This window comes from Mycolicibacterium sp. XJ1819, from assembly GCF_053483675.1.
Window position 1 is genome coordinate 1 of record NZ_JBEFST010000037.1, and the last position, 8,151, is coordinate 8,151.

An 8,151-nucleotide genomic window follows, 5' to 3' on the forward strand; every position below is an offset into this window, starting at 1 on the left:
TCTAGTCGGCGCAGCTTGCCCGAGGATGTGCGCGGCAGCGCGCCCGGCGCGAGGAAGACCACGTCGGAGGGCACCACACCGCACTCGGATGCCACGAGTTGGACCAATCTGCTTCTGGCGCCGGCCTGATCGTCGCCCTTGAACTCCGCGGCGATGACGAGGCCCGGGCGCGCGGCGCGTTCGTCGGTGCCCACCGCCACGACGGCGCCCTCACGCACACCGGGCACCTGCGCCGCGACCCGCTCGATCTCGGTGGGGAACAAGTTGCGTCCGGCCACCGTGATCAACTCCTTGACGCGTCCGCACACCACCAGGCCGCTGTCGACGAAGTAGCCGAGATCGCCTGTGGGAAACCACGCGTCGGGGTCGATCGGCGGCTGGCCGAGATAACCGGACATCATCGACGAGCCCCGCACCTCGATCTCACCGACCTCGCGGTCGACAATCCCGCCCGCCCGGCTGTCGGCCTCCGCGATGCGAACCTGCACACCCGGTATGGTTTCGCCGACGACTGCGAGGTTGCGCGCGGTGCGGCCCGCGTCGGTTTCGACCATGATCTCGTCCATCAAAAGGCCGCTGCCGGGCATGGGAACGCTTACCGCGCAGTTTGATTCGGCCAGACCGTAGGCCGGGGCCAGAACCTCGGGGTCGAATCCGAAGCGGACCATCTCGGCACCGAAGCGTTGGGTGCCCAGGCAGTCCACGGGCTCGCCGCCGTTGAGCGCGAAGCGCAGTGACGACAGATCGGCCTCGGTGACCACGCGCGCGTATTTGCCGATGACGTTGTAGGCCATGTTCGGCGCAGCGGTCACCGTCGCGCGGCTCTCGGTCAGCCACTGCAGCCAGCCGAGCGGTGAGGCCGAGAACGCGGAGGTAGGCGCCTGCCACATTTCGGCTCCCGCGAGGGCGTGCACGAGCAGAAACGTCAGCCCCATGTCGTGGTAGAGCGGAAGCCACGAGCAGCCGGTGTCAGCCGACTCGATGTCGATGCGTGTCACCAGGCCTCGAAGGTTGGCCAACACGGCGTCGGGGGACAGGCATGCGGTGCGCGGTGTTCCGGTGGACCCCGCGGTGCCCTGCAGCGTGGCGATGTCACCGCGGCCGGCCATATGCAGGCTCGCGGAGCGTTGCGGGTGCGCCACCGGGGTGATGTCGTGGACGTCCACCGAACTATCGGTGGCGCGCAGCAGTTCCAGGTGGTGGCCGTGGCTGAACACCGTGCGCACGCCGATGTCGGCGAACCGGTTCAACGTGGCGTGCGCCCACTGCCGTTCATCGGCGCCGCGTATCGGCCCCGGCAGGATTGACAGGGCCGCACCGGCCAGGAACGCCCCGGGGATCGCCGCGATGAGTTCGACGGTCGGGTCGCCCACCAGGCCGACGGCGTCGGCCTCGGTGTCGAGGGTCCGGGCGGCGACGTTCTCGGCGCGCTGGTGGACCTCCGGCCACGGGTGCCGGGCCCAGGCGCCGCTCTGCGAGTCGAGTACGACGAGATCGTGGTCCGTCGACGTCATCGCCTCGGTCAGCGCGGATGCCAGCGCTGTCACGGATTGCCCTGGCCCGCAGTGGTTTTGGCCAGGATGGCGGCTTCCAGGTCGCCGACGGTGTCGCAACCGAGCAAGTCTTCTTCGGTCAGCGCGACGCCAAGGCGGTCCTCGATGGCGACCATGCCGACGGCGAAGGCCACCGAGTCGAGGCCGACGTCGTCGATGAGGCGGGAGTCGCGGGTGACGCGGCGGATATCGACGTTCATATCGTCGCGCAGGATCTCGGAAAGGGCCGTGCTTACGGCTTCTGGAGGGGACGGTGTCACGGCGTGGGACGGTACACCGTCGAATCAGGTTAGGCTAGGCTTACCCCGATGCTCACCGATCGCGTACCAGCCGTAGGCTGCCACGTGGTCGACCGTCGTCGATGGAGACAAGGGCCGGCACGATTTCGCTGGTGACCAACCCGTCATCGGCGGTCAGTTCATCGACGATGTCGAAGGCGGCCGCGATCCTGGCCGGGGTGTCGACGACGATCGTGGTGACCGGCACCTTGCGGACCATTTGGATGAGTCGATCACCGTGCGGCTTCTGTCCGCCGCGAAACCCCCAGATGCCGCGTAACGCCGTCGCCCCATCCGCGGCGCCCGACGCGTGCAGTCGACGCACAAGGGCGCGGTGAACGGGAACGCCGTCGTGCAGTGTGGCCTCCGACGTGTAGACCATCAACTTCTGCCACAGTGAGCGTCCGGTCGCGTCCTTCTCCGGGAGCGCGGGAGGGCGTGTGAGTAGGTGTCCACGGCTCTTGCAGACCACAACCCGCTCGACCGTGTACAGCGGAACGGTTAGGACCCGCTCGAGATACTGGATCGCTTCTTGTGCCTGTGCCGCCGCGCCCACGGCGATGATCATCTCCGGCACGTCGACATTGGTGCTGAAGAACCGGGCGCGCTTGCGCAGGCCGTGTCGGGTGCCGTCCACGCCGAGAAACACCGTGGCGCCAGAGAATCCGAGGTCGTGCAGCGTGTCGCAGATCGGCCGGTGAGCCGGCCGTCCCGCAATTCGATCCTGACGCCCGACATAGACCGTCAGCTTTGTGGCTTCGGGTGGTGGTGGTCCGGCGGGCCCATTCGCACTGCCGACGAACCGCGCTCGTTCGAGAGTGACCAGACCGCTACGGGTCATCGCGGCCACCTGTTCGGCCAGTGGAGCGACTTTGTCGGCGAGGTCGACCGCCGCGACGGCGATCGGCGGGTCCTCGGACATGCTCAGCGTCCGGTCGGTGCGCACCTGACGGCGCGGACCGAACCCGGCGATGCCGCGCAGCACCACGCTGGTCGCCAGGTCTGCGTCGGCGTAAAGATCCAGCAGCGCGTCGGCAAGGAAGCGGTCGCCGTGACGCTGGCGCTCGCCGAAGTATGTCGTCAGCTTCAAATAGTCGGCGCTCACAGTGCTCACAGTGCGGCCCCGCACCAGATTCCGAGCGCCGCCGCCGCGACCCCGAGCGCCACGCTGACGACGATGTTCGCCGCGGCCGGCACGCTCTGTCGCTCCTCGCCCACGCGATGGGTCTCGAGCATCCAGGTCGAGAACGTCGTATAGGAACCGATCAGTGCCGTGCCGAACAACAGCGCCAGATGCGGGCTCAAGGCCAGGCCTGACAGCAGGCCCAGGATCAGGGCGCCGGTCACATTGACCACCAGCGTGCCGTACGGGAACACACCGCTGGTGCGCGCGGACACCGCGCGGTCGACGACGAACCGCAGCACCGCACCCACGCCGCCGAATGCGACCACACCGGCCCACAACGCCACGGTCATCCGCGCACCTGTACCCGCCGCACCAGCGCGGTCGCGATGTACACGGCGAGCAGACCGGCGATGATGCTGGCGGTCAAGTAGCCGGCCGCCAGCCCATAGTGCCGATGCTCCACCATCCTGACGAGCTCGACCTGCATCGTCGAGAAGGTGGTGAGCCCGCCGCACAGGCCGGTGCCGAGAAGCGGTCGGCGATAGCTTGACAGCGGCAGACGCTCCAGCAGTCGAGTGGTGAAGTAGCCGAGCAGGAAAGCCCCGACCACATTGGCGACGAACGTCGGCCACGGCCAGCGGCCGGGGTCGGGCGCGGCGAGGGTCTCCAGTCCGGCCCGCGCGAGCGTGCCGACCGCCCCTCCGGCGAACACCGCCGCCAATTCCCGTCGGTCGTAACCAAACACAACGGTCAGTATGTCGTGCAGCGGCCGGGTCACGCGGGAACCCGGCGTGGAGCACAATCGGGGTATGGCGTCGCACCCACGAGCCGGTCAGCCCGCGCAGCCCGAGGATCTCATCGACGTCGCGCAGGTGGTGACGGCTTATTACACAACGCAGCCCGATCCCGACGACGTCGATCAGCAGGTGGCGTTCGGCACGTCGGGGCATCGAGGGTCGAGCCTGGACGCGGCGTTCAACGAGGCCCACATCCTGGCGACCACGCAGGCCATCGTCGAATACCGGCGCGCGGCGGGCACGACCGGGCCGCTGTACCTCGGGCGTGACACGCATGCGCTGTCGGAGCCCGCGTGGGCGTCGGCGCTGGAAGTGCTCGCCGCCAACGACGTGGTGGCGATGATCGACGCGGCCGACCGGTACACCCCCACACCCGCCGTCAGCCACGCCATCCTCACCTTCAACCGGGGGCGCGACTCGGGCCTCGCCGACGGGATCGTGGTCACCCCGTCGCACAACCCGCCGCGTGACGGTGGCTTCAAGTACAACCCGCCCGACGGTGGACCCGCGGACACCGATGCCACCGGAGCGATCGCCAAACGCGCCAACGAGCTGCTGCGCGGCGGGCTCAAGGAGGTCAAGCGCGTGCCGCTGGCCCGCGCGCTGCGAAGCGCCGAGCGACACGACTACCTGAACGCCTACGTCGAGGACCTGTCAAGCGTCGTCGACGTGCACGCGATCAGCGCCCAGAAGATCCGCATCGGTGCCGACCCACTGGGCGGGGCCAGCGTGGACTACTGGGGTGCGATCGCCGAACGCCACAACCTCGACCTGACCGTGGTCAACCCGCTCGTCGACGCGACGTGGCGGTTCATGACGCTCGACACCGACGGCAAGATCCGGATGGACTGCAGTTCGCCGAACGCGATGGCGTCGCTCATCGCCAACCGTGACCACTATCAGATCGCGACCGGCAACGACGCCGACTCCGACCGGCACGGCATCGTGACGCCCGATGCCGGCCTGCTCAATCCGAACCACTATCTGGCGGTGGCGATCGACTACCTGTTCAGCCACCGGCCGGACTGGCCCGCCGCGACGGCGGTGGGCAAGACGGTGGTCAGCTCCTCGATCATCGACCGGGTGGTCGCCGGGCTCGGCCGTGACCTGGTCGAGGTGCCGGTGGGCTTCAAATGGTTCGTCGACGGTTTGCTCGCCGGGTCCATCGGTTTCGGCGGCGAGGAGAGCGCGGGGGCGTCGTTCCTGCGTCGCGACGGCTCGGTCTGGACCACCGACAAGGACGGCATCATCCTGGCGCTGCTGGCGTCGGAGATCCTGGCGGTGACGGGTCAGGCGCCGTCGCAGCGCTATCAGGAGTTGGCCGAAAAATTCGGTGCGCCGACGTATTCCCGCATCGATGCGCCCGCCGATCGGGAGCAGAAAGCCCGGCTGGCCAAGTTGTCGGCGGACGAGGTGAGCGCGACCGAGCTGGCGGGTGAACCGATCGTCGCCAAGCTGACCACGGCGCCGGGCAACGGCGCGCCCCTGGGCGGGCTGAAGGTGACGACCGAGAATGCGTGGTTCGCTGCGCGCCCGTCGGGGACCGAGGACGTGTACAAGATCTACGCCGAGTCGTTTCGGGGTCCCGAGCATCTGGCCGAGGTGCAGGAAGCGGCGCGCGAGGTGGTCAATAGGGTCATCGCGTGAGTTTGTCCGCGGAGGGTGACAGTACGAGTCACCCCAAACCCAGGCTGCCGCGTGAAGTCTGGGTGCTGGTCGGCGCGAACGTGGTGGTGGCGCTGGGCTACGGCGTGGTGGCTCCGGTGTTGCCGCAGTACGCCCGCCACTTCGGGGTCAGCATCAGCGCCGCGACATTCGTCATCACCGCCTTCGCGTTGATGCGGTTGATCGCCGCGCCGCCGGCCGGGCTTCTGGTGCAGCGGATGGGGGAGCGGCGGGTCTACATCAGCGGCCTGCTGATCGTCGCGCTGTCCACCGCGGCGTGCGCGTTCGCGCAGACGTATTGGCAGCTGCTGCTGTTCCGCTCGCTCGGCGGCCTGGGCTCGGCGATGTTCACGGTGTCCTCGCTGGGGCTGATGATCCGGATCTCACCCACAGATGCACGAGGCCGTGTCGCGGGCCTGTTCTCGACGGGGTTTCTCGTCGGCTCCGTCGGTGGGCCGGTGTTGGGCAGCCTGACCGCCGGGTTCGGCCTGGCGGCGCCGTTCGGGATTTACGGCGGCGCCCTGCTCATCGCGGCGACGGTGGTGTTCGTCAGCCTCCGGGGCAGTGCCGTCGCATCACCCGACACGAGCGCCGAGGCGACCATCTCGGTGCGTCAGGTGCTGCGCCACCGCGCGTACCGCGCCGCGCTGTTCTCCAACTTCAGCACCGGCTGGGCGGCGTTCGGGTTGCGTATCGCCCTGGTGCCGCTGTTCGTGGTCGAGGGGCTCGGCCACGGCACGGGCGCGGCGGGAGTTGCGTTGGCGGCCTTCGCGATCGGCAACGTGTCGGTGGTCATCCCCAGCGGCTATCTGTCCGACCGGATCGGCCGCCGCAAGCTGCTCATCATCGGGCTCTCGGTCTCGTCGGTGTCGACGATTCTGGTGGGCTTCACCACGTCGCTGCCGATCTTCTTGATCGCGGCGTACATCACCGGGGCGGCGACGGGCATCTTCGTCTCGCCGCAGCAGGCCGCCGTCGCCGACATCGTCGGCAACAAGGCACGCGGGGGTACTGCGGTGGCGACGTTTCAGATGATGGCCGACTTCGGTTCGATCATCGGCTCGCTGGTGGTGGGCCAGATCGCCGAGCGGGCGTCGTTCGGCTGGGCGTTCGTGGTCAGCGGCGCGATCCTGATGGTCGCCGCGGTGGGCTGGCTGTTCGCGCCGGAGACGCGGGGTCGGCCCGCCGCGCACACACCGGCGCGCGCCATCGGCCCCGAGGCCGGCGGCGAGGTGCCGTGAGGCCGTACGACCGTCGTCAGCGGTGCGCGGGCTCGAACAGTTCGATCAGGTTGCCCGCGGGGTCTTGCAGCAGAACTTGGTGACCGCCGGGGCCGCTGACGATGTCGTTGCGGAAGGTCAACCCCGCCGCGCTCAGTCGGTCCACCTCCGCGGTGATGTCGTCGACGATGAGGTGGATGCGGTTCCAGCCGCCGGGCACCGGGGTGGCACCGTCGGTCATCGGGCGCGCGCCCGAGCTGGTGGGACCGGAGAGCAGCAGGCGCAGGGGCCCGCGCAGCGCTTCGGCGAAGGCCGGACGGGCGTCGATACCCACCTCGAAGCCGAGGTGGGTGGTGTAGAACTCGACGGCTCTGTCGACGTCGTCGACGAGGTAGCGGACGCTGGCCAGTTCGGTTGAGGTGATCGCCATGATCGCGCTCCTAACTGTTGGGGGTGAGGGCCGGCAGCAAGAAATCGATGCGGGTGTTGAGTTCGCCTGCCACACGGCGGAATTCGGTATAGCTGACCCGGTCATCGGCTCCGGCAGCACTTGGGTCGGGCAGGCTCCAATGGATGGCCAACGACGAGCCGTGCTCTCTCGGGTGCTCACGCACCTTGTCGCACAACGTGATCACGTAATCGAAGGACTGGCCGGCCAGCGAGCGCAATCCTTTCGGCTGTTGATGTGTCAGGTCGAGACCGAAGTCCTCGCGCATGACACGCACCGCGTTCGGATGCAGATGAGCCTTGGGACGGCTGCCCGCGCTGGCCACCCGCACAAGGTTGTGGCTGCGATGACGAAGCAGCGCTTCGGCCATCGGCGACCGCGCGCTGTTGCCGGTGCACATGAACAGCACTGACTGGCCCGCGGGCGGGTGATTCGGCGGTTCGGCGGACAGTGTGAGCGCGGGATGCAGTGCGGCGGCGGCCTCACCGAAGGCGGCCGCGCAGCGGGTCAGGTTCAGGTGGTAGTAGCTGTCGCGGCCGTCGAAGCTGCTGCGCCTGGCCTGGACCAGCCCCGCGGCGCGCAGCAGACCCAGGTGATAGGAGACGAGGTTCTGCGGCTCGTCGATCGCTGTAGCCAATTCCCGCACCCGCCGATCGGTGCCCGACAGCTCGCGCAGCAGTGCCCATCGCAGCGGATGGGCGGCCATCCGCATGAGCAGTGGAACATCACCTCGTCTGGTGCCGGCCACGTCGCCGAGAATACCTCAAATCATTTTGATATGTTTGCGGCGGCGCTGGATGCAAGCGTCCGACCAGCGATTTTGAGCGCTTACCGCAGGTGGTGTAACTTCGATGGGCACGCTTCACGGGGCTATGGCGCAGCTGGTAGCGCACCACACTGGCAGTGTGGGGGTCAGGGGTTCGAGTCCCCTTAGCTCCACGTTTTGAAGGCCCGCTTCGACCTTTGGTTGGGGCGGGCTTTTTGGTGCCCGTCACTGCGGGCATGCGGGTGTCGGCGCCGTCGAGGGTGTTCGGGAGCTGTGATGGTTCGCGTTGGCGGTTAGG

General features: G+C 68.3%; 9 protein-coding genes and 1 tRNA gene. 3 read left to right on the forward strand and 7 right to left on the reverse strand.

Going from position 1 to position 8,151, the window contains the following annotated elements:
- From mbtM to crcB (ABQE89_RS26110), 5 genes are all read right to left on the reverse strand, one after another.
- Positions 1-1,538: long-chain-fatty acid--ACP ligase MbtM (mbtM, locus tag ABQE89_RS26090; RefSeq protein WP_448422119.1), on the reverse strand; the 1,538-nt coding region annotated here is incomplete at its 3' end.
- Positions 1,539-1,543: 5 nt separating this feature from the next.
- Positions 1,544-1,813, reverse strand: a complete 270-nt coding sequence (locus ABQE89_RS26095) for a mycobactin biosynthesis acyl carrier protein MbtL (RefSeq protein ID WP_448422103.1) — start codon at positions 1,811-1,813, stop codon at positions 1,544-1,546.
- A gap of 52 nt (positions 1,814-1,865) precedes the next feature.
- Entirely contained in the window at positions 1,866-2,936 is a 1,071-nt protein-coding gene (locus ABQE89_RS26100; protein WP_448422105.1) for a DUF190 domain-containing protein, read from the reverse strand.
- A 5-nt stretch (positions 2,937-2,941) separates the two neighbouring features.
- A complete protein-coding gene (gene crcB / locus ABQE89_RS26105) occupies positions 2,942-3,307 on the reverse strand; it encodes a fluoride efflux transporter CrcB (RefSeq protein WP_448422107.1) in 366 nt (121 codons plus the stop codon).
- Positions 3,304-3,702 carry a fluoride efflux transporter CrcB gene (crcB, locus tag ABQE89_RS26110; protein ID WP_448422109.1) on the reverse strand — a complete coding sequence of 133 codons (399 nt, stop codon included), beginning with the start codon at positions 3,700-3,702 and terminating at the stop codon, positions 3,304-3,306. The genes crcB (ABQE89_RS26105) and crcB (ABQE89_RS26110) overlap by 4 nt, the downstream gene beginning before the upstream one ends.
- A 64-nt stretch (positions 3,703-3,766) precedes the next feature.
- On the opposite strand from crcB (ABQE89_RS26110), the gene pgm reads away from it, so the two are divergent.
- Together pgm and ABQE89_RS26120 are read left to right on the forward strand one after the other, a co-directional pair.
- Positions 3,767-5,401 (forward strand): phosphoglucomutase (alpha-D-glucose-1,6-bisphosphate-dependent), encoded by a 1,635-nt coding sequence (pgm, locus tag ABQE89_RS26115; protein ID WP_448422111.1) that lies wholly within the window; start codon positions 3,767-3,769, stop codon positions 5,399-5,401.
- A complete protein-coding gene (locus ABQE89_RS26120; RefSeq protein WP_448422113.1) occupies positions 5,398-6,660 on the forward strand; it encodes an MFS transporter in 1,263 nt (420 codons plus the stop codon). Before pgm ends, ABQE89_RS26120 begins: the two co-directional genes overlap by 4 nt.
- A gap of 16 nt (positions 6,661-6,676) precedes the next feature.
- On the opposite strand, the gene ABQE89_RS26125 is transcribed toward ABQE89_RS26120, so the two are convergent.
- Positions 6,677-7,069, reverse strand: coding sequence for a VOC family protein (locus tag ABQE89_RS26125; RefSeq protein ID WP_448422115.1), 393 nt, complete (start codon positions 7,067-7,069; stop codon positions 6,677-6,679).
- A 10-nt stretch (positions 7,070-7,079) separates the two neighbouring features.
- On the reverse strand, positions 7,080-7,835 hold the full coding sequence (locus tag ABQE89_RS26130; RefSeq protein ID WP_448422117.1) for an arsenate reductase/protein-tyrosine-phosphatase family protein: 756 nt from the start codon (positions 7,833-7,835) through the stop codon (positions 7,080-7,082).
- Between the two features lie 118 nt (positions 7,836-7,953).
- Here ABQE89_RS26130 and ABQE89_RS26135 point away from each other — a divergent pair.
- Positions 7,954-8,026: transfer RNA gene (locus ABQE89_RS26135), tRNA-Ala, on the forward strand.
- Positions 8,027-8,151: the final 125 nt, after the last annotated feature.